This is a genomic window from Thermococcus indicus (assembly GCF_006274605.1).
In the GTDB taxonomy this organism is placed as follows: Archaea; Methanobacteriota_B; Thermococci; order Thermococcales; family Thermococcaceae; genus Thermococcus; species Thermococcus indicus.
In genome coordinates this window covers 1,354,971-1,372,139 of sequence record NZ_CP040846.1, presented here as the reverse complement: position 1 = coordinate 1,372,139, position 17,169 = coordinate 1,354,971, and the positions used below count along the sequence as shown (strand labels likewise).

General features: G+C 55.3%; 22 protein-coding genes. 13 read left to right on the top strand and 9 right to left on the bottom strand.

The window, feature by feature from the left end:
- The first annotated feature begins 15 nt into the window (after positions 1-15).
- Genes bgaS through FH039_RS07555 form a run of 3 tightly spaced genes read left to right on the top strand, consistent with a single transcriptional unit; the run spans position 16 to position 2,128 of the window.
- The gene (bgaS, locus tag FH039_RS07565; protein ID WP_139680823.1) at positions 16-1,470 is read left to right on the top strand and encodes a beta-galactosidase BgaS; all 1,455 of its coding nucleotides are present in this window, start codon (positions 16-18) and stop codon (positions 1,468-1,470) included.
- Complete coding sequence (locus FH039_RS07560; protein WP_139680822.1) at positions 1,467-1,676, top strand: hypothetical protein; 210 nt, start codon at positions 1,467-1,469, stop codon at positions 1,674-1,676. Before bgaS ends, FH039_RS07560 begins: the two co-directional genes overlap by 4 nt.
- Before the next feature lie 2 nt (positions 1,677-1,678).
- Positions 1,679-2,128, top strand: coding sequence for a type II toxin-antitoxin system VapC family toxin (locus FH039_RS07555; RefSeq protein ID WP_139680821.1), 450 nt, complete (start codon positions 1,679-1,681; stop codon positions 2,126-2,128).
- On the opposite strand, the gene FH039_RS07550 is transcribed toward FH039_RS07555, so the two are convergent.
- Entirely contained in the window at positions 2,121-2,924 is an 804-nt protein-coding gene (locus tag FH039_RS07550; protein WP_139680820.1) for a PIG-L deacetylase family protein, read from the bottom strand. The genes FH039_RS07555 and FH039_RS07550 overlap by 8 nt on opposite strands.
- A gap of 132 nt (positions 2,925-3,056) precedes the next feature.
- Here FH039_RS07550 and FH039_RS07545 point away from each other — a divergent pair, with 132 nt between their 5' ends.
- A complete protein-coding gene (locus FH039_RS07545) occupies positions 3,057-4,151 on the top strand; it encodes a VIT1/CCC1 transporter family protein (RefSeq protein WP_139680819.1) in 1,095 nt (364 codons plus the stop codon).
- Here FH039_RS07545 and FH039_RS07540 read toward each other — a convergent pair.
- From FH039_RS07540 to FH039_RS07520, 5 genes are all read right to left on the bottom strand, one after another.
- Complete coding sequence (locus FH039_RS07540; protein ID WP_139680818.1) at positions 4,148-4,546, bottom strand: type II toxin-antitoxin system VapC family toxin; 399 nt, start codon at positions 4,544-4,546, stop codon at positions 4,148-4,150. The genes FH039_RS07545 and FH039_RS07540 overlap by 4 nt on opposite strands.
- A complete protein-coding gene (gene vapB / locus FH039_RS07535) occupies positions 4,533-4,754 on the bottom strand; it encodes a type II toxin-antitoxin system VapB family antitoxin (RefSeq protein WP_139680817.1) in 222 nt (73 codons plus the stop codon). Before vapB ends, FH039_RS07540 begins: the two co-directional genes overlap by 14 nt.
- A 47-nt stretch (positions 4,755-4,801) precedes the next feature.
- Positions 4,802-6,172 carry an MATE family efflux transporter gene (locus FH039_RS07530; protein ID WP_139680816.1) on the bottom strand — a complete coding sequence of 457 codons (1,371 nt, stop codon included), beginning with the start codon at positions 6,170-6,172 and terminating at the stop codon, positions 4,802-4,804.
- Between the two features lie 86 nt (positions 6,173-6,258).
- Positions 6,259-6,450, bottom strand: a complete 192-nt coding sequence (locus tag FH039_RS07525; RefSeq protein ID WP_139680815.1) for a 50S ribosomal protein L37e — start codon at positions 6,448-6,450, stop codon at positions 6,259-6,261.
- A 25-nt stretch (positions 6,451-6,475) separates the two neighbouring features.
- On the bottom strand, positions 6,476-6,706 hold the full coding sequence (locus FH039_RS07520; protein WP_014011940.1) for an LSm family protein: 231 nt from the start codon (positions 6,704-6,706) through the stop codon (positions 6,476-6,478).
- Between the two features lie 151 nt (positions 6,707-6,857).
- On the opposite strand from FH039_RS07520, the gene FH039_RS07515 reads away from it, so the two are divergent.
- Together FH039_RS07515 and glyS are read left to right on the top strand one after the other, a co-directional pair.
- Positions 6,858-9,146, top strand: a complete 2,289-nt coding sequence (locus tag FH039_RS07515) for an alpha-amylase family glycosyl hydrolase (RefSeq protein ID WP_139680814.1) — start codon at positions 6,858-6,860, stop codon at positions 9,144-9,146.
- Positions 9,147-9,242: 96 nt separating this feature from the next.
- The gene (glyS, locus tag FH039_RS07510) at positions 9,243-10,955 is read left to right on the top strand and encodes a glycine--tRNA ligase (protein ID WP_139680813.1); all 1,713 of its coding nucleotides are present in this window, start codon (positions 9,243-9,245) and stop codon (positions 10,953-10,955) included.
- A gap of 2 nt (positions 10,956-10,957) precedes the next feature.
- Here the strand turns inward: glyS and FH039_RS07505 are convergent, their stop codons facing one another.
- Positions 10,958-11,302, bottom strand: a complete 345-nt coding sequence (locus tag FH039_RS07505) for a HepT-like ribonuclease domain-containing protein (RefSeq protein WP_139680812.1) — start codon at positions 11,300-11,302, stop codon at positions 10,958-10,960.
- Positions 11,295-11,597, bottom strand: coding sequence for a nucleotidyltransferase family protein (locus FH039_RS07500; protein ID WP_240703191.1), 303 nt, complete (start codon positions 11,595-11,597; stop codon positions 11,295-11,297). Before FH039_RS07500 ends, FH039_RS07505 begins: the two co-directional genes overlap by 8 nt.
- A gap of 58 nt (positions 11,598-11,655) precedes the next feature.
- On the opposite strand from FH039_RS07500, the gene FH039_RS07495 reads away from it, so the two are divergent.
- From FH039_RS07495 to FH039_RS07485, 3 genes are read left to right on the top strand one after another with little or no spacing between them, the layout of a single operon-like run.
- On the top strand, positions 11,656-12,162 hold the full coding sequence (locus tag FH039_RS07495) for a DUF402 domain-containing protein (protein ID WP_139680811.1): 507 nt from the start codon (positions 11,656-11,658) through the stop codon (positions 12,160-12,162).
- A gap of 1 nt (position 12,163) precedes the next feature.
- Positions 12,164-12,448, top strand: coding sequence for a DUF167 domain-containing protein (locus tag FH039_RS07490; RefSeq protein ID WP_139680810.1), 285 nt, complete (start codon positions 12,164-12,166; stop codon positions 12,446-12,448).
- A gap of 55 nt (positions 12,449-12,503) precedes the next feature.
- Entirely contained in the window at positions 12,504-13,871 is a 1,368-nt protein-coding gene (locus FH039_RS07485) for an ATP-binding protein (protein ID WP_139680809.1), read from the top strand.
- Here the strand turns inward: FH039_RS07485 and FH039_RS07480 are convergent, their stop codons facing one another.
- Positions 13,872-14,876, bottom strand: a complete 1,005-nt coding sequence (locus FH039_RS07480) for a phosphorylating glyceraldehyde-3-phosphate dehydrogenase (RefSeq protein ID WP_139680808.1) — start codon at positions 14,874-14,876, stop codon at positions 13,872-13,874. It abuts the gene before it with no gap.
- Positions 14,877-15,032: 156 nt separating this feature from the next.
- Here FH039_RS07480 and FH039_RS07475 point away from each other — a divergent pair, with 156 nt between their 5' ends.
- The 4 genes from FH039_RS07475 to FH039_RS07460 are packed head-to-tail and all read left to right on the top strand — an operon-like array spanning position 15,033 to position 17,130.
- Positions 15,033-15,788 carry a molybdopterin-binding protein gene (locus tag FH039_RS07475; RefSeq protein WP_139681738.1) on the top strand — a complete coding sequence of 252 codons (756 nt, stop codon included), beginning with the start codon at positions 15,033-15,035 and terminating at the stop codon, positions 15,786-15,788.
- Between the two features lie 45 nt (positions 15,789-15,833).
- Positions 15,834-16,022, top strand: a complete 189-nt coding sequence (locus tag FH039_RS07470) for a hypothetical protein (RefSeq protein ID WP_139680807.1) — start codon at positions 15,834-15,836, stop codon at positions 16,020-16,022.
- Positions 16,019-16,297: a hypothetical protein gene (locus tag FH039_RS07465; protein WP_139680806.1), complete on the top strand. Its 279-nt coding sequence runs from the start codon at positions 16,019-16,021 to the stop codon at positions 16,295-16,297. The genes FH039_RS07470 and FH039_RS07465 overlap by 4 nt, the downstream gene beginning before the upstream one ends.
- A 5-nt stretch (positions 16,298-16,302) precedes the next feature.
- Positions 16,303-17,130: a translation initiation factor eIF-2B alpha/beta/delta subunit family protein gene (locus FH039_RS07460; protein WP_139680805.1), complete on the top strand. Its 828-nt coding sequence runs from the start codon at positions 16,303-16,305 to the stop codon at positions 17,128-17,130.
- Positions 17,131-17,169 lie beyond the last annotated feature (39 nt).

Here is a 17,169-nt window from a genome sequence, read left to right as displayed (position 1 = left end):
GGAGAGGTGGAATTGATGGTCAGTTTTCACTGGGGCGTCGTTCAGTCGGCATTTCAGTTCGAGATGGGTGATCTATACCGGAGGAACGTAGACGCCAGAACCGACTGGTGGCACTGGGTCCGCGACCCATTCAACATAAAGAACGACCTTGTGAGCGGCGATCTGCCCGAGGAGGGCATAAACAACTACGAGCTCTACGAGATAGACCACCGCCTGGCTAAGGACCTCGGCCTGAATGCTTACCAACTCACGATAGAGTGGAGCAGAATCTTCCCCTGCCCGACGTGGGGCGTTAAGGTCAAAGTCGAGAGGGACTCCTACGGACTGATAAAGCGCGTGAAGGTCACAAAGGAAGCCCTTGAGGAGCTCGACGCCCTGGCCAACAGGCGCGAGGTGGAGCACTACTCGGCCGTCCTCAGGAACCTGAAGAAGCTTGGCTTTACCACCTTCGTGACGCTGAACCACCAGACCCTGCCGGTATGGGTTCACGACCCCCTCTGGACGAGGAGCGACTTCGAGGGCAGTAGAGCGAGGGGCTGGGTGGACGAGAGGAACGTGGTCGAGTTCGTCAAGTTCTCGGCCTATTCGGCCTGGAAGTTCGGGGAGCTCGTCGATTTCTGGGCGACCTTCGACGAACCGATGGTTACCGTCGAGCTCGGCTACCTCGCTCCATACGTCGGCTGGCCACCGGGAATACTCAACCCCAAGGCTGCAAAGCGGGTCATCATCAACCAGATGATCGCCCACGCGAGGGCCTACGAGGCCATAAAGGAGCACACAAAGGCTCCGGTGGGGATAATCCTGAACATAATACCCGCCTACCCCCTGAACCCCAAAGACGAGCGGGACATAAAAGCGGCCGAGAACTACGACTACTTCCACAACAGGCTCTTCCTAGAGGCCCTCAACAGGGGGAGGGTCGATTTGGAGCTCGACTTCAACCCGACCAGGATTCCACACCTTGAGAGGAACGACTGGATAGGGAACAACTACTACACGAGGGAAGTCGTGAGGTGGGTCGAGCCGAAATTTGAGGAGCTGCCGATGGTGAGCTTCGTCGGCGTTGAGGGCTACGGCTACTCCGGCGAGCCAAAGAGCGTTTCCCCCGACAACAACCCGACGAGCGACTTCGGCTGGGAGGTTTACCCCGGGGGACTGTACGACTCGACGGCTGAGGCAGCCGGGTACGGAAGGCCGGTTTACATAACCGAGAACGGCGTGGCTGATTCGAAGGACGTCCTCAGGCCGAGGTACATAGAGGAACACGTGAGGGAAGTGAGGAAACTCATCGAGAACGGAATAGACGTGAGGGGCTACTTCCACTGGGCGCTCACGGATAACTACGAGTGGGCAATGGGCTTCAAGATTCGCTTCGGCCTCTACGAGGTGGACCTGATAACCAGGGAGAGGATCCCCCGCAGAAGGAGCGTCGAGACCTACAGAAAGGTTGTTGAGGAGGGGGTTGAATGAAGACGATAGCAGTTGATGAGAGCACCTGGAGGAAGATAAAGCAGCTCAAGGACAAGCTCGAGGCGAGGTCCTACGATGAGGTTCTGCAGAGGCTCATCGAGACCTGGCACCTAGTCGAGCTGGACAAGAAGGTCGATAAAGTTATAATGAACGAGGAAGAGGCGGAACTCCTGATAAACCTGCTCGAAAAGAAGAAGGGGAGTTAGCCATGCCCCTGCCCGACGACATAACCTTCGACAGCATAACGCTCCTCAAGATGCATACAGCGAAGCGAAAGAGGCAGCTCGAGATAACCCTGGCCAAGTTCAACGTCTCGATCTCCATAATAACCGCCTACCGCTACCTCTCGGCCAGGGCTTACCTCCGGAGGAACGTGGAGAAGGAGCTTGAAGTGCTGAGGGACATCTACACCATAGTCCCGCTCGAGGACTCCATAGTGGCAAGGGCCGCGAGGATAGAGGCCAGCCTGCTTGGGAAGGGCCAGATGCTCGACCTGGAGGACGTTCTCACCGCCGCGACGGCGATAGAAACCGGCAGTCTGCTCGTCACCGACGATCCGGGGAGATACGAGGCGATGAGGCAGTACGGCCTTGACACAATGTCCCTGGACAGGTTCCTGAGGGAGCTGGAAAGGATCGTGAAGAGGGAGCTCAGATGAGCTCCGCAAAGGGGGTTACATGCAGGAACAGGCCGGGCATGAAGCGCAGGCCTTCGGCGTACTTCACCCCGGCTTTTTTACCGTAGTAGAGGGCTACCGTCCTGAGGAAGGGCTCCCACTGCTCCCAGATATCGTCGGTGAACTGGCTTTTGTGGGCTCTAACAGCCTTCAGCTTGAGCTCCATAAGGTCTGTTATGTCCACGAAGTAGTTCGGCTTGGCCGTGTAGTAGAAGCCGAAGACCTCTACCTGGTGGGGCTTTATGCCGAGCTGAACATCACTGGGAACAACGTTCGGCAGCGGGGAGAACGATACTGCCTCAATGGCCAGCCTTCCGGCCGCTATGTGGTCCGGGTGGGCCTCGTAAGGGAGCCAGGGGTCGGGAGCCAAAACGGCGTCGGGCTTCTCTTTCCGGAGAACCTTTATTATCTGATTCCTAACCCCGACCGTGTAGGGGAGCTCTGTGTCTTTATATCCGAGCCATATAATCCTCTCGACACCGAGCATTCTGGCGCTTTCCTCCTCCTCGCGCTTCCTGATAAGGGCCAGCTCGTGGGCGCTCACGTTCTCATCGGTGGTCCCCATAGAGCCGTCGGTGAGGCAGAGGTAGACGACCTCCTTCCCTATCTCGATGAGCTTCCTAATGGTTCCACCAATTCCTATGACGCAGTCGTCGGGGTGCGGTTCGATGCAGAGGATTTTATCGACCTCTTTAAAGGGATCGCTTAAATCGAACTCGAGAACCTCGTCGAGGAGCCTTTCAAAGGCGGTTTCAAAATCACTGGCGTTTTCGAACATCGATGACACCCCATTACAATTTCCGTCAATTTTACAAAACTCTCTTGATATATAAATAATGCGGTCAGAACTAATCTCGCTGCTCCAATACCATTTTAACCACAATCATCATTATTCCTCGGGGGTGGAGGAATGGACGAGATGCTGGAACTGGCGAGGGGCTTTTATGAGGACGAGTACGCCGATTCGGTTCTCTACGCCCAGCTGGCCAAGATAGAGAAGGACGAGGAGATAAGGAAGGAATTCATGAGGCTCTCAAACATCGAGTCAAAGCACGCCAAGTTCTGGCACGACTTCATAAAGCGGCACGGAGGGGAGGTGCCAAAGCCTTCCGTGAAGAGGCTCACGATATTCAGCGTCAAGCTCCTCAGGAGAGTCCTTGGGCCGGGATCGGTTGCTTCGCTCCTTGAGATGGGCGAGAACAGTGCGATACAAAAGTACTTCAAATACCTGACTACCTACGCTGAGAGGTTCAGCGAGGATGAACTAAGGGAGATAAAGGACGTCATACTGGACGAGCTGGAGCACGAGAAGTTCTTCTACGAGAGCAAAGAGCGCTTTCATGTCGAGAACACCCGCGACCTCGTTCTGGGTATGAACGACGGGCTGGTTGAAATCCTCGGTGCTGTTACGGGTCTTTCCGCTGTGTATCCGAACAACCCGCAGCTCGTTGGAATAAGCGGCCTCATAGTAGGCGTAGCCGGTGCACTCTCGATGGCCATAGGCACCTTCGTCTCTGTCCGCTCCCAGAGGCAGATTAAAGAATCCATCCGCGATAGGATGGAGGTCCTCTTCAGGGTCTCGCCCGAAAGAGCCGCTGAGGAGCTCGTAGAGAAGCTCGTCGAGGGAGGAATGCCCGAGGAGGTCGCGAAGGAAGTTGCGAGGGAACTCGCCGACAACAGCGAGGCAATTATGCAACTCCTCCTTCCCAAGGCTGAGGAAAACGAGATAAGGGCGGCTCTCTACACCGGCTTCGCCTACCTCCTCGGTGTCGCCTTCCCGGTTACGCCGTACTTCCTCGCCTCCAGCTCGTTAACCGCGCTCCCGTTCTCGATACTCTTAGCGGGCTCCGCCCTGGCGATAGTGGCGACGCTGATATCACTCCTCTCCGGAATCTCGATAAAGAAGAAGGTCGTTGAGATGGTGGCAACCGGCCTGGGCGCGGCTTTCTTGAGCTACCTCTTCGGCCGCCTCATGGAGGTCCTCTTCAACGTCTCGGCGCTTTAGAGGTAGAGCACCTCAACGCCGAGTTTTTTCGCTATTTCTCCCTGCTTTTCGTCGCTCGTGGCAAGTTCGCCATACTTCAGGGCCTGAGCGATGTAGAGGGCGTCATAGATTGGGATTCGGTGGTTAACAGCTATCCCCCTTGATTTCTCCAAATACTGCATTCCACTCTCAAGAACGACGACGTTCGGGAGAGCATCCACAACCTTTGATCTCTTATTGAACTCCTCCCGGGATATCTCACCGTAGAGGACGTGATGTTTCCAGAGGGCGTTTGAAACCTCTGCCAAGGCATAGTCAAGTGAGACGACGTCTTTAAAAAGTAGCTCCTCTACCCGTTCCCAGCCGGGTTCGAGGAGAACGTACTTCGCAAGTGCAGAGGCGTCAATTACTATCACGATCCTCCCTCACGTATCTTTTTGCAGTCCCTTCCTCGGCGGGGGTTCCTCCGGCAAGCAGTTCGTGCATCATCTCAAGGGTTCTTTTCTTTTCCTCTTTGCTTATCCTCAAGGCTATGAACCGCCTTATCTCCTCGCTCCAGTTGATGTCGTACTTCTTCATCTTCTCCTTTAGCTCGTCCGGAACGCGGACGCTTATCACCGCCATTCAACCACCGTTTACAAAAACGCATTACGAAAATATAAACATTGCCGTCATACCTTCACGTATTTCCACTTACCCCTCTTGAAGGCCCACCAGAACAGGGCAGCCGTTGTGAACGTTTCGAGGCTCATCGCTATCCACGCGGCTATCACGCCGAGGCCCTCGAAGTGTATCGGCCCAATCGTGAAGCCGAAGCCGAGCAGGTAAGCTGGGACTATCCTGAAGAGGAGCTTGCTGACGGCGGTTATGTACATCGGAGTCTTGGTATCGCCAGCTCCCCTCAGCGCGCCGCCGAGGACGAAGAGCCATCCGAGCGGAATCTCGCTTATTCCGACTATTATGAGGTATATGCTCGCCAGCCTCATGACCTCACCGTAGTTCGGGTCGCTCGGGCTTATGAAGGGCATGACGAGGTAGCGCGGGAAGGCTATCAGGATGAACGCCATCACCGCCATGAAGAGGCCAACCATCTTGAGGGCCTCGTAAACCGTCCTCTCGGCCTTCTCCGGGTTCCCCTCTCCAAGGCCCTGGCCGACGAGGGCGGAGGTGGCGACGTTAAAGCCGAAGGCAGGCATGTAGGCAATGCTCTCCACGCGGAGGCCGACCTGGTGGGCGGCAAGGGCCACCGTGCCGAAGCGGGTGACTATGCTCATGTATATGAAGTTATAGAAGCTGAATATCCCGCGCTCAACCATGGTGGGGATTCCTATGCGGAGTATCCTTCCCGCCATGTCCGGGTGGAAGCTCCAGCTCGGCTTAAACCTGAGGACGAGCCTTCCGCTCCAGAGGAGATAGAGACCGATAAGGAACGAGGTGGTGATTCCTATTCCAGAAGCCCAGGCCGCTCCAACGGGCCCGAGCTTGGGAAAGCCGAGCTTTCCAAAGATGAGGAGGTAATCGAGGACCGCGTTGACCACGTTCATTAGAATGCCGAGTTTCATGGGCGTCTTTGTGTCTCCCGCGCCACGGAGGGCCGAAAAGGCCGTGAAACCGGCAAAGCGTATTGGATAGAAGGCAAAGAGAACCTTGATGTACTCATACCCAAGGGCCACCACGTCGGGCTTTGCGCCCATTATCCTCAAGATATCATCGCCGAAGACCCAGCCGAAGAGCATTACCGGGATTCCGAGGAGGAACGCTAAGTAGAGGCTCTGCTCGAGGGCGAGGGTGGCACTGGCCCCGTCTTTAGCTCCAACGAACCTCGCCACCAGCGCGAGGGTTCCCGTTGCGACCGCCGCCATGATGGGCATCATGAACCAGCTCACCTGGCCACCGAGGCCAACGGCGGCCAGGGCCAGGGCACCGAGCTGACCGACCATCATCATATCCACTAGGTTGAGAAGCGTCTGGGAGATGTTGCCCATTATTGCCGGCCACGCCAGCTTCCATAGTCTTCGCTGGTTCTCGTTGAAGCGCAGCATTAAGACGTCCCTCTAAACGGTGAAGTGACTGTAGAAGTTAATAAGGATTGCGGTCTGAGGGCCAAATCAAAGGAAAAGAAAAGGGTTCAGTATGGGAGGTTCCTCTTCTTCCTCCACTTGTGGGACCAGCTGTACTTCCTCATGCGCCTGCTCCTGCCGAAGCCGCAAGCGGCGCAGTAGCCCTTCTGGACGTTGAAGGCGCGCCTTCCGCAGCGCCTGCATCTGATGTGAGTTGGAGTGTGGTTCCTCCTGCCCTTTGGCTCGGTTCCCGCTCCCATGGTATCACCTCGCTAAGCCACGACTTCACTCAAGCTCAACCGGGGAGATGGCGAGAACGTTGTCTCCCCTGATGACGATTTTACCGTACCTCTTAACTTCCTCGCCCTCCTGGATGAGGGCGGCGTCCGCGAGGACGACGTTCAGGTGGATGTCGTAACCGATGAGCCTGCCCCTGAACTCCGAACCCCTCTTGAGGAGCACGAGGACATCCTTGTCGAGGGACTTGTGGATAACATCGAGTGGTCTTTCCGCCATTTTCACGCACCTCCAAATAATCAAAGCTCGTAACGATAACGAGGGAAACGGTTTATAACTCTTTCCCCGTGCTTTTCGCCGGGGTTCCTGGAACACACCTCCTGGGAAAACCATATAACTATGTATCACCAAGGGTGACTATGGTGGTTCCATGAAAAAAGGTGGCCTGGCTCTGATTCTCATACTCCTAACCGCCATAGTGAGCGGTTGCATCTCGGGTGAAACCCAGAACCAAACGGGCACGACTTCAAGCGCGGTTCCCATGACAGCCACTTCTCCGGTGCTTACCTCAACATCCACATATTCCCCTCCCCCAAAGGGTGAGTTCGGACTGCCGGAGGGCAACTACACAGCCATCTACACCGGTCTTGGCAGGATATGTCCAACCGGGAGGGTTCCCGTCAGGTTTGCCTATTATCCGGGAAACGAGACGGTAAAGTCGGTCAGTCTGCGCGGGAGTTTCAACAACTGGGCCGAGTGGCCAATGAAAGAGGAGAACGGGACCTGGAGCACAACGGTCTGCCTCAGGCCCGGGAAGTACGAGTACAAGTACTTCATCAACGGCCAGTGGGTCAAGGACATGTCAGATGACGGCACAGGAAAACCCTACGACCCCGACGCTGATGGATATGCCGATGACGGCTACGGTGGGAAGAACGCGGTCAGGCTCGTTGAAGGGAAGGCGGGCTTTTACGTGGAGTTCGACCCTGGGGACCCTGCCTATCTAAGTGTTGCCGACAACCGGACTGTTGTGAGGTTCGAAGCAAAGAGAAAGGCCGTAAGCTCGGCCGTCCTTGTGACCGAGGAAGGAAACTACACTATGAAGCTCCAGGTATGGTGGGACTCAGGGGAGATGTGGCGCGCCGAGGTGCCATTCGTCGAACCTATGCGATACTACATCGTTATAAACTCTGCCGACGGGGGAAGATTCGCCATCCTTAACACAAGCGAGAGCCCGTTCTTCAGCTTCGACGGCGTTGATAAGTTTCCTCAGCTGGAATGGGTGAGCAACGGGATAGCCTACCAGATATTCCCTGACAGGTTCAACAACGGTAACGAGAGCAACGACGCCCTGGCATGGGACCACGACGAGCTTCTCCTCAACCAGGTCAACCCGGGAAGGCCCCTACTCTCCAACTGGAGCGACCCGATAACTCCTCTCCACTGCTGCCACCAGTACTTCGGCGGGGACATAAAGGGAATAACCGAGAAGCTCGACTACCTCCGGAGCTTGGGCGTCACGATAATCTACCTCAATCCCATCTTTCTCTCAGGGAGCGCCCACGGCTATGACACCTACGACTACTACAGACTAGACCCGAAGTTCGGGACGGAGAAAGACCTCAGGGAGTTCCTCGATGAGGCCCACAAGCGCGGCATAAGGGTCATCTTCGACTTCGTGCCCAACCACTGCGGGATTGGCAACCCTGCATTCCTCGATGCCTGGAAGAACGGAAAGCAAAGTCCCTACTGGGACTGGTTCTTCATCGAGAAATGGCCATTCAAGCTGGGCGATGGAGGGGCATACGTCGGCTGGTGGGGAATTGGCAGTTTGCCAAAGCTCAACACAGGGAATCCGGAGGTCAGGGAGTATCTCATTGGTGCCGCCCTCTACTGGCTCGACTTCGGCTTTGATGGGATAAGGGTGGACGTCCCCAACGAGGTTCTTGACCCGGCGACGTTCTTCTCCGAGCTGAGAGGGAGGGTAAAAGAGAAACATCCCAACGCCTACCTCATCGGCGAGATATGGACGCTCTCGCCGGATTGGGTTAAGGGCGACCGCTTTGACTCGCTCATGAACTACGCCCTCGGAAGGGATATACTCCTGAACTACGCAAGGGGCTACCTAAGCGGCGAAGCCGCAATGAAGATGATGGGCAGGTACTACGCCTCCTACGGTGAGAACGTTGTTGCAATGGGATTCAATCTCGTTGACTCCCACGACACATCGAGGGTTCTCACCGACCTCGGCGGCGGGAACCTTGGAGATGAACCTACCAACGAATCTATCCAGCGGCTTAAACTGCTCTCAACCATCCTCTACTCGCTTCCCGGGACTCCGGTAACCTTTCAGGGCGACGAGAGGGGTCTGCTGGGCGACAAGAACCACTACGACGAGCAGCGCTACCCGATACAGTGGGATCAGGTGAACGAGGACGTGCTGAACCACTACAGGGCGCTGGCAGAGCTGAGAAGGAGAACCCCCGCGCTGAGGAGCAGCGCCATAAGGTTCTACACCGCGAAGAACGGCATGATGGCCTTCTTCAGGGGGCACAACGATGAAGTTCTCGTTGTGGCAAACAGCTGGAAGGAGTCTCCTGAGCTCCAGCTTCCGTCCGGGGAGTGGAGGATTCTCTGGCCCGAGAACTACACGGGAGGTACCGTGTCGGGAAGCATCGAGGTGCCGGGGGTCAGTGTTCTCATACTGGGGAGGGACTGACCCTCCTAGCGGTCTTTTTCTGTATTGCCATCCTGACGACTCCATCCCCAAAAGCTTTTTATGAAATGGCCTTACTCCAGTTTCAGGTGGTGAGTAATGGGAGAGAAGCCCGACAGATACGAGATTCTTCAGGACTTGATGAGGAGGAGAGGCTTTGCCTGGGGCAGCTTTGAAATCTACGGCGGTTCACGCGGATTCTACGACTACGGTCCGCTCGGTGCGACGATAAAGAGGAAAATCGAGCGGAAGATACGCGAGGCCTTCCAGAGGGAGGGCTTCTTTGAGCTGGAAACACCGGATATAACCCCCGAGAGGGTCTTCATCGCGAGCGGTCACGTTGAAAAGTTCGTTGACCCTCTGGTTGAGTGTAAGAAGTGCGGTGCCAGGTTTAGAGCTGATCACATAGTGGAGGAGGCCCTTGGAATAGACACCGAGGGCATGAGCGCCGAGCACCTCACCGAACTCATCCGCGAGCACGGGATAAAGTGCCCCGAGTGCGGCGGTGAGCTCGGCGAGGTCTGGTACTTCAACCTCATGTTCGAAACCAAGATCGGCCCCTACGGCGACCAGAAGGGCTACCTGAGGCCAGAAACTGCACAGGGCATCTTTGTGAACTTCAAGAGGCTTAATGCTTTCGCCAGGAACAGGCTCCCCTTCGGCGTTTTCCAGATAGGCAAGGCCTACCGCAACGAGATTTCACCGAGGCAGGGCATGCTCCGCCTGAGGGAGTTCACCCAGGCGGAGGCGGAGATATTCTTCAACCCGAAGGAAACGGAGCATCCGCACTTCGACGAGGTCAAGGACGAGGTTCTGCGCCTTTATTCAATAGAGCACCAGCTCAAGAACCTCGGCACGACTGAGATGACCGCGCTGGAGGCCGTGGAGAAGGGCTACATCATGAACACCTTCTTCGCCTACTACATGGTCATGGTCAAGCGCGTCCTCCTCGATATCGGCATCCCCGAGGATAAGATACGCTTCCGCCAGCAGCTGCCCGAGGAGCGCGCCCACTATTCGCGCGACACCTGGGATGCCGAGATTCACAGCGAGCGCTTCGGCTGGGTGGAGTGCGTCGGAATAGCCAACCGCGGCGACTACGACCTGAGCAAGCACCTGAAGATGAGCGGCGCGGACATGACCGTCCTCATCCACTACGATGAGCCCAGGATAGTCAAGCACCTCAAAGTGAGCCTCAACATGAAGCGCGTCGGACCGAAGCTGAAGAAGGATGCCAAGAGGATAAACGACCTCATCCAGGGCTGGGACGAGGAGAAGCTGAGGAACCTGGTTGAAGTCCTGGCGAGGGACGGCAGAATCACCATCGAGGGCTACGAGCTGGAAAAGGACGACTTCATAATCAGGGAGGTCGAGGAGAAGATAACGGGCGAGAAGATAGTGCCCCACGTCCTTGAGCCGAGCTTTGGAATAGACAGGCCCTTCTACCTGCTCCTTGAGAACAGCCTCGTCATCGAAGAGGACAGAACCTACCTCAAGCTCAAGAAGGACATGGCACCTATTGAGGTCGCCGTGCTTCCGCTCGTTGCGAAGGAGCCGCTGAAGAGCATAGCCTACGACGTCTTCAGGACGCTCCAGAAGGCCGGCTTCGTAGCGGTTTACGACGAGAAGGACACCGTCGGCAGGCGCTACATGCGCTATGACGAGATAGGAACGCCCTACTGCGTGACCATCGACAACCAGACGCCCGAGGACAACACCGTTACGATCCGCGACCGCGACACGAGGGAGCAGACGAGGGTGAAGATTGAAGAGCTGCCCGAGAAGCTCAGGGAGCTGATTTTCGGGGAGTAAGTTTAGCAGAGTTCCTCTACAATTTTTTCCACGCTTTCTTTCAGTTCAGGTAGCTGAAAGCGGATTATCCTCCAGACAATATTCAGGTCAACGCCGAAATAGTGATGAATCACAACGTTTCTGAGCCCTATAATGCGCCTCCACGGAATGTCGCCATATTCCTCCTTAATTTCCTCTGGCACGTATCTGGCGGCTTCACCGATTATTTCAAGATTCCTCAGAACGGCATCAACGGTTTTCCTGTCCCTTACGAAGTCCTCAAATTCATGGCCTTCTGTGTACTCATCAATTCTAAAAATAGCCTCAAGTATGTCGTTCAAAAACAAACAGGGGTCCCGCTTAGACATAAACGAGGTCCTCCTTTATGTGCTCCCAGAGGCGGTTTCTACTCATGGCGGCGTTTTTTGTTATCAGATCCACCTCAATCCCAAGCAGGGATTCAAGATAGTCCCTGAGGTCGACTATCTCCCACCCGATTGGTCTCTCAAACTCCACGAGTATATCCACGTCGCTAAGCTCGGTCTCCTCGCCTCTCGCATAGGAGCCGAATATAGCAATCGAGCTAACCCCAAACCTCCTGCGGAGCTCCTCTTTGTGCTCCTTGAGTATCGCCTCAATCTCCCTTAGGGTTCGCATTCCCATTACCAGGTCTTTGGGAACAAAAATATAAAAAGGTTAATCCAAGGCATCCCGAGGAAACATGAGCGAGAAAATCCACCTCATCTACCGCCGCCTTCCCAATAGAATTCTGGAGCGTGATGATGAGGTTATAGCTGATTTGGGCGATGTAATCGTCGCCAAATCCCGCTTCGAGGGCATGCTCGCTCCCCTGAGGGTGAACGGCGTTGAGGTCATCAAGAACGGTTACTACATGCTATATTTCACCTTCGTTGGAGAGAACTACGACATCCTGAAGGTCTACGACGAGGAGGGCAACTTTAGGGGGCTCTACGTTGACGTTTTAGCCTACACGAAGCGGGAGGGAAACACGATAGAGATGCTGGACATTTTCTTGGATATCTTCATCTTTCCAAGCGGAGAGGCCTTCCTCCTCGACGAGGACGAGCTTGAGATGGCCCTCAACTACGGCCTGATTGACAGGGAAACCTTCGAGTTCGCCTACTCCGTTGCTAGAGAAATCCTCGAAAAGCTTAAGCGTGGTGATTTTCCACCGGAAATCGTGTGGGAGTACGACTGGAGGGATTGAGATGAAGTTCCTAAAGGAGACCAAGGACGGAACGCTCCTCCTCGTCTACGTCCAGCCGAAGGCGAAGAGGAACGAGATTGAAGGAATTGACGAGTGGCGCGGTCGGTTGAAGGTCAAAATAAAAGCCCCCCCGGTTGAGGGAAAGGCGAACAAAGAGCTCGTCAAGTTCCTCTCGAAGCTTTTAGATGCCCAGGTCGAGCTCGTCAGGGGAGAGACGAGCAGGGAAAAGGATTTGCTCGTTAAAAACCTCAAGCCAGAGGAGGTGAAGAGAAAGTTGGGATTGTAGCTCCTTTGACTGGGCTGAGAAACACTTATAAACATTTTCGGCCCTCGATTATATTATGAAGATTCGAAAATTTGTGAACAGGAAGGAAGAGCTGAGGACGTTAGACGAGCTTTATTCGAGCGAAGGTTTTACCCTCGTACTCGTCACCGGGAGAAGGAGAATTGGGAAAAGCCGACTTGTGAGGGAGTTCCTGAGCGACAAGGACTCCATAGCGGTGCAGTTCGAAAAGAGGGTATGGGAATACAACCTCGAAAAGCTCAACAGGGCTATTGGAGAGCACTTCGGCATTCCAAAACCGAACTTCTCGACCTTCAGCGATGCCTTCCGCTTCATCGCCTCCCAGTCGCGGGGCAGGTTAATCGTTTTTCTCGATGAGTTCTCGTACCTGCTACGCTATTCGAAGGTGGAGGCCGAGTTTCAGAGCATAGTGGACGAAATCCTCCCGGAGAGCAACTTGATGCTCATCCTCTCGGCATCGTCTGTTGGGCTTCTCAAGAAAAGTTTCTTCGAGTACTCAAGTCCCCTCTACGGGAGGAGCGATGCAACCCTGAACCTCCAACCCCTGAAGTTCAGGCACCTTTTCGAGTGGTTTGAAGGGCTATCACCGGAAAACGCCGTTAAACTGTACGCGGTTACGTCAGGGGTTCCAAGGTACTTGGAGATGTTCAAAGGCAGAAACGTTGAACGGGAAATAACGGAGAACTTCTTCAATCCCAACGCGTTCCTGTTCAGGGAGGCAAAGGAGCTCCTTGAGGAGGAGTTCCGGGAGCCAGAAACCTACTACACAATCCTTGAGGCCCTCGCGAGGGGCAAAACCCGGGTAAACGAGATAGCCCAGTACTCGTATATTGAGCCGAAGAACACCGCCCGCTATCTGAGAATTCTTGAGGAGCTCGGGATACTAAAGAGGGAACTCCCCGTCGGTAGAAAAGCCAAGCGGGGGGTGTACCGCTTCAGGGACCTCTACTTTGCCTTCTGGTTCCGCTTTGTTGCCCCCTACTTTGAGGAGATTGAGAGCGGTTTTCCGGAGGGAGCAATCGAGGATTTCAGGATGGATTTCAACCGTTACTTAGGATTCGCCTTCGAGGACATCGCCAGGCAGTTCCTAATCGAGCTGAACGGGGCCGAAAAGCTACCCCTTCACTTCACGAGAATTGGCAGGTGGTGGTACAGGGGGGAGGAGATTGACTTGGTGGCCTTGAACGAGCGGGAGAGGAAGGCGCTGTTCGTAGAGGTCAAGTGGAAGAATCTAAAGGAAAGGGAAGCGCGGGGGATTTTGAGGGGCTTGGAGAAAAAGGCCGAGCTTGTTGGCCTCGACGGCTGGGAGAAGTGGTACGGAGTGATTGCAAAGGACGTTGAGGGAAAAGAGAGGATAAATGGAGGGGTTTTCCTGCTCTGGGACGTTAATGATCTGAAAGCCTGATCACCTCAAAATCCCCAGGCTCTCGTTCGTCTTCCTTATACTCTCCCACTTTTCGGCCATCTCGAACATGGCCCTTATGGCGTCTATGTTCTCCGGAACCACGTCGCTCTCCTGGTGGACGGCCTGGATGTAGAAGAGCCTGTTTCCTCTTACGCTTACGCTCTCCTTCCAGACCGCTATTTCATAGAGGTTGTTCCACTCGCGGTGCAGGTCACGGGCGAACTCTATGAGCTGAGCCGTGCTGTCAAAGCCCTTCTCCTTCTCGAAGAGCAGAACGCGCGTGGTGTTCTCGAAGATATCGACGACGTCCTTGGCCTCGACCGGCTTCTTCAGCTCGACCATGATGCTGTGAACGTGCATGAGCGTGGTTGGGACGACAAAGGCTGAGGTCTCGATGTTTATCGGGATAACTGTCTGGACGTCCGGGCCGTGGTGGGACGGGACGGTAACGCTCGGGGTTATGGCGTTGACCGGGCCGCGCTTGGCGTCGTTCGGATCGGCCGCGCGGCGGATCATGACGGCGTAGACGTAGTCGATGTACTCCTGAATGACCGAGAGGGTTCTGGTCAGGCCGGTGGTGTTGCAGGAGACGACGCGGACGTAGTCCTTTCCAGAGGCTTTTTCGTAGTTGGCCTGGGCTACGAAGGAAACCTCCGCGGTGGTGGCCTTCTCACCGCCCTGGAAAATCGCCTTGACGCCGGCCTTCTCGTAGAGGACCTTGTTCTTCGCCCCCATTCCCCCGGGGGTGGCGTCGACGATGACGTCAACCTCGTTGAGGAGGTCGTTCAGCGTCCCCGCGACCTCAAAGCCGGCCTTCTCGAACCTCGGCAGGAACTCCTCGCTAGCGGCGTAGACCGGAATTCCAAGCTCCCTCGCGCGGTAAGCCTCGAAGTCCGGCTTCGTCTTGGTGACGCCTATGAGCTCCATGTCGTCCTGCTTTGTCACTGCGTAGGCGACGCGCTTTCCAATTGTTCCGTATCCATTGACACCAACCTTCACCTTCATGCTACCACCGGAGAATTTTACCGCGATAAAATACTTAAACGTTGTTTTCACTCGTGGTGAAAACTACCTCCACGGGGCCTGATTTTTACATTTTCCTGCAAAGGACTTCCGCTGGGGTTATAAGTCAGTTTACCGGATAGTCAACGGGTGATTGAGATGTTTGCTGAGATACTCACAATAGGCGACGAACTGCTCACCGGAAACACCGTGGACAGCAACTCCGCCTTTATTGCCCAGAGGCTCACAGAAAGAGGCTACTGGGTGAGGCGGAAGACGACCGTTGGCGACGACGTCGAGGAGATAAAGAACGCCGTCCGGGAGATACTCGCGAGAAAGCCGGAGGTTCTGGTAATCTCTGGTGGCCTCGGGCCGACCCACGACGACGTTACAATGTTGGCCGTTGCCGAGGCCTTGGGGAAAAAGTTCGTCCTCTGCGAGCCGTGTTTGGAACGGATCAAAGAGTTCTACCGCGAACTCTATGAGGGGGGCCTGATAGACGACCCCGAGCTCAACGAGGGGAGGAAGAAGATGGCCTACCTGCCGGAGGGCGCAGAGCCCCTTGAGAACACCGAGGGGGCGGCGCCAGGAGCGTACATCGAGCACGAAGGGGTCAAGATATTCGTCCTCCCGGGGATGCCGCGCGAGATGAAGGCAATGCTTGAGCGGGAAGTCCTGCCGAGGCTCGGTGGGAGGAAGTTCATCCAGAGAAAGCTGCTGGCGGAGATAACCGATGAGAGCAAGCTCGCGCCCCTTCTGATTGAGGCCCTGGAAAGGTTCGACGTCAGGATACACTCATCGCCAAAGGGCTTCGGGAAGTACATCGGGATAATCCTCTTCGGCGAGAGCGAGGAGGAGATAGAGAGGGCCAAGGCCTTCCTTGAAGAGAGGGGGATTAGGTTTGAGGAGCCGTAGCGAAACGCTGATAAAGGCCGTTACATAACCAGAAACGGTGGAAACATGCCCGTAGAGATAGATGTTCCCGGCGAGATAGAACCCATTGTGCGGGAAATACTCAGGGCAGTGCGGGGGGAGCGAAGAAAAAGTGTCCTGAGGGAGTTAGAGGACGTTATTAAAGCTATAAACAGAGACGTGCCTGATGACATTCCCGACACCCTCGAACTGCTGGAGGAGCTGAGGGAGAGATGATAGTGGCGGATGCCTCTTTTATAGTCGATGCCCTCATCGTCCCGAGGAGAAGAAAAAAGGATGACCGGTATTTTAAGCAATTGAAACGGCACCAGAGGTCCAAGGAACTGCTCTCCTTCTTCTTGGAGGAGGGATTTCAGATTTACATGCCTTTTTTGGGCCTTGTGGAGGTATCTTCATTAATCACCAGGAAACTCGGAAAAGATGCCAATGTTGGCGCCGTTTTGAGTTTTCTGGAGAAGGAGCTTGGGGTTGAAGTGGTTTTACTGGAGTGATAACAATGCTTCCCCCGGAGGTTCGCTCAATCATCGAGGAGATGCGTTCCGAGAGAATCAGGGGCGCGAGCTGGCTGGCTAAAAGAGGCGCCGAGGCGTACCTCGTCCTTTCTGAACTCCTTGAGGGGGAGGAGCTTGAGAGTGCTCTAAGGGAGATGAAGAGGGAAATCCCTGCCGTGAACCGGACGATGGCCTCGCTCTACAACCTCGCGAGGTTCATTCCGATAACCGGAGACCCCGATGTGGTGAGAACGAAGGCCGAGGAGTTCATCAGGCTCGGGGAGGAGGCAAAGCGCGAGATAGGCAACATCGGGAGCGAGCTGATAGACGAGAACGAGGTGATAATAACCCACTCTTTCTCCTCGGCAGTTCTTGAGATATTCAAGGCCGCCAAGAGGAAGGGCAAGCACTTCAAGGTCATACTAACCGAGAGTGCGCCCGACTACGAGGGGATGGCCCTCGCGAGGGAGCTCGATTCTCTCGGTGTTCCATTCGAGGTAATAACGGACGCCCAGATAGGTCTCTTTGCCAAAAAGGCCACCCTTGCCCTGGTTGGTGCCGACAACGTTACCCGTGACGGGGCGGTGGTCAACAAGGCCGGAACGTACCTCCTCGCCTTGGCCTGCCACGACAACGGCGTTCCTTTCTACGTCGCCGCCGAGAGCTTCAAGCTCCACCCTGAGCTGGCCTCAAGCGAGGTTGAGATCGTCGAGAGACCCTACGCGAGACAGGGCTACCGGGTGAGGAACCTCCTCTTCGACGTTACTCCCTGGCGGTACGTTAGGGGAGTGATAACGGAACTCGGGATTTTGATTCCGCCGAAGGAGATCTAAGCCTCAAACCGCAGAAAATTCAGAAAAGGGGAGAAGAAA

What these genes read in the sequence shown, in the direction of transcription:
- vapB (WP_139680817.1), bottom strand. Translation starts at nt 4,754, where the DNA reads ATGGCGGTGATAAGCGTCCGCGTTCCGGACGAGCTAAAGGAGAAGATG.
- FH039_RS07525 (WP_139680815.1), bottom strand. Translation starts at nt 6,450, where the DNA reads ATGGGAGCGGGAACCGAGCCAAAGGGCAGGAGGAACCACACTCCAACT.
- bgaS (WP_139680823.1), top strand. Translation starts at nt 16, where the DNA reads ATGGTCAGTTTTCACTGGGGCGTCGTTCAGTCGGCATTTCAGTTCGAG.
- FH039_RS07470 (WP_139680807.1), top strand. Translation starts at nt 15,834, where the DNA reads ATGCCCGTAGAGATAGATGTTCCCGGCGAGATAGAACCCATTGTGCGG.
- FH039_RS07480 (WP_139680808.1), bottom strand. Translation starts at nt 14,876, where the DNA reads ATGAAGGTGAAGGTTGGTGTCAATGGATACGGAACAATTGGAAAGCGC.
- glyS (WP_139680813.1), top strand. Translation starts at nt 9,243, where the DNA reads ATGGGAGAGAAGCCCGACAGATACGAGATTCTTCAGGACTTGATGAGG.
- FH039_RS07500 (WP_240703191.1), bottom strand. Translation starts at nt 11,597, where the DNA reads ATGGGAATGCGAACCCTAAGGGAGATTGAGGCGATACTCAAGGAGCAC.
- FH039_RS07530 (WP_139680816.1), bottom strand. Translation starts at nt 6,172, where the DNA reads ATGCTGCGCTTCAACGAGAACCAGCGAAGACTATGGAAGCTGGCGTGG.
- FH039_RS07465 (WP_139680806.1), top strand. Translation starts at nt 16,019, where the DNA reads ATGATAGTGGCGGATGCCTCTTTTATAGTCGATGCCCTCATCGTCCCG.
- FH039_RS07490 (WP_139680810.1), top strand. Translation starts at nt 12,164, where the DNA reads ATGAAGTTCCTAAAGGAGACCAAGGACGGAACGCTCCTCCTCGTCTAC.
- FH039_RS07545 (WP_139680819.1), top strand. Translation starts at nt 3,057, where the DNA reads ATGGACGAGATGCTGGAACTGGCGAGGGGCTTTTATGAGGACGAGTAC.
- FH039_RS07560 (WP_139680822.1), top strand. Translation starts at nt 1,467, where the DNA reads ATGAAGACGATAGCAGTTGATGAGAGCACCTGGAGGAAGATAAAGCAG.
- FH039_RS07485 (WP_139680809.1), top strand. Translation starts at nt 12,504, where the DNA reads ATGAAGATTCGAAAATTTGTGAACAGGAAGGAAGAGCTGAGGACGTTA.
- FH039_RS07555 (WP_139680821.1), top strand. Translation starts at nt 1,679, where the DNA reads ATGCCCCTGCCCGACGACATAACCTTCGACAGCATAACGCTCCTCAAG.
- FH039_RS07460 (WP_139680805.1), top strand. Translation starts at nt 16,303, where the DNA reads ATGCTTCCCCCGGAGGTTCGCTCAATCATCGAGGAGATGCGTTCCGAG.
- FH039_RS07515 (WP_139680814.1), top strand. Translation starts at nt 6,858, where the DNA reads ATGAAAAAAGGTGGCCTGGCTCTGATTCTCATACTCCTAACCGCCATA.
- FH039_RS07495 (WP_139680811.1), top strand. Translation starts at nt 11,656, where the DNA reads ATGAGCGAGAAAATCCACCTCATCTACCGCCGCCTTCCCAATAGAATT.
- FH039_RS07475 (WP_139681738.1), top strand. Translation starts at nt 15,033, where the DNA reads ATGTTTGCTGAGATACTCACAATAGGCGACGAACTGCTCACCGGAAAC.
- FH039_RS07550 (WP_139680820.1), bottom strand. Translation starts at nt 2,924, where the DNA reads ATGTTCGAAAACGCCAGTGATTTTGAAACCGCCTTTGAAAGGCTCCTC.
- FH039_RS07505 (WP_139680812.1), bottom strand. Translation starts at nt 11,302, where the DNA reads ATGTCTAAGCGGGACCCCTGTTTGTTTTTGAACGACATACTTGAGGCT.
- FH039_RS07520 (WP_014011940.1), bottom strand. Translation starts at nt 6,706, where the DNA reads ATGGCGGAAAGACCACTCGATGTTATCCACAAGTCCCTCGACAAGGAT.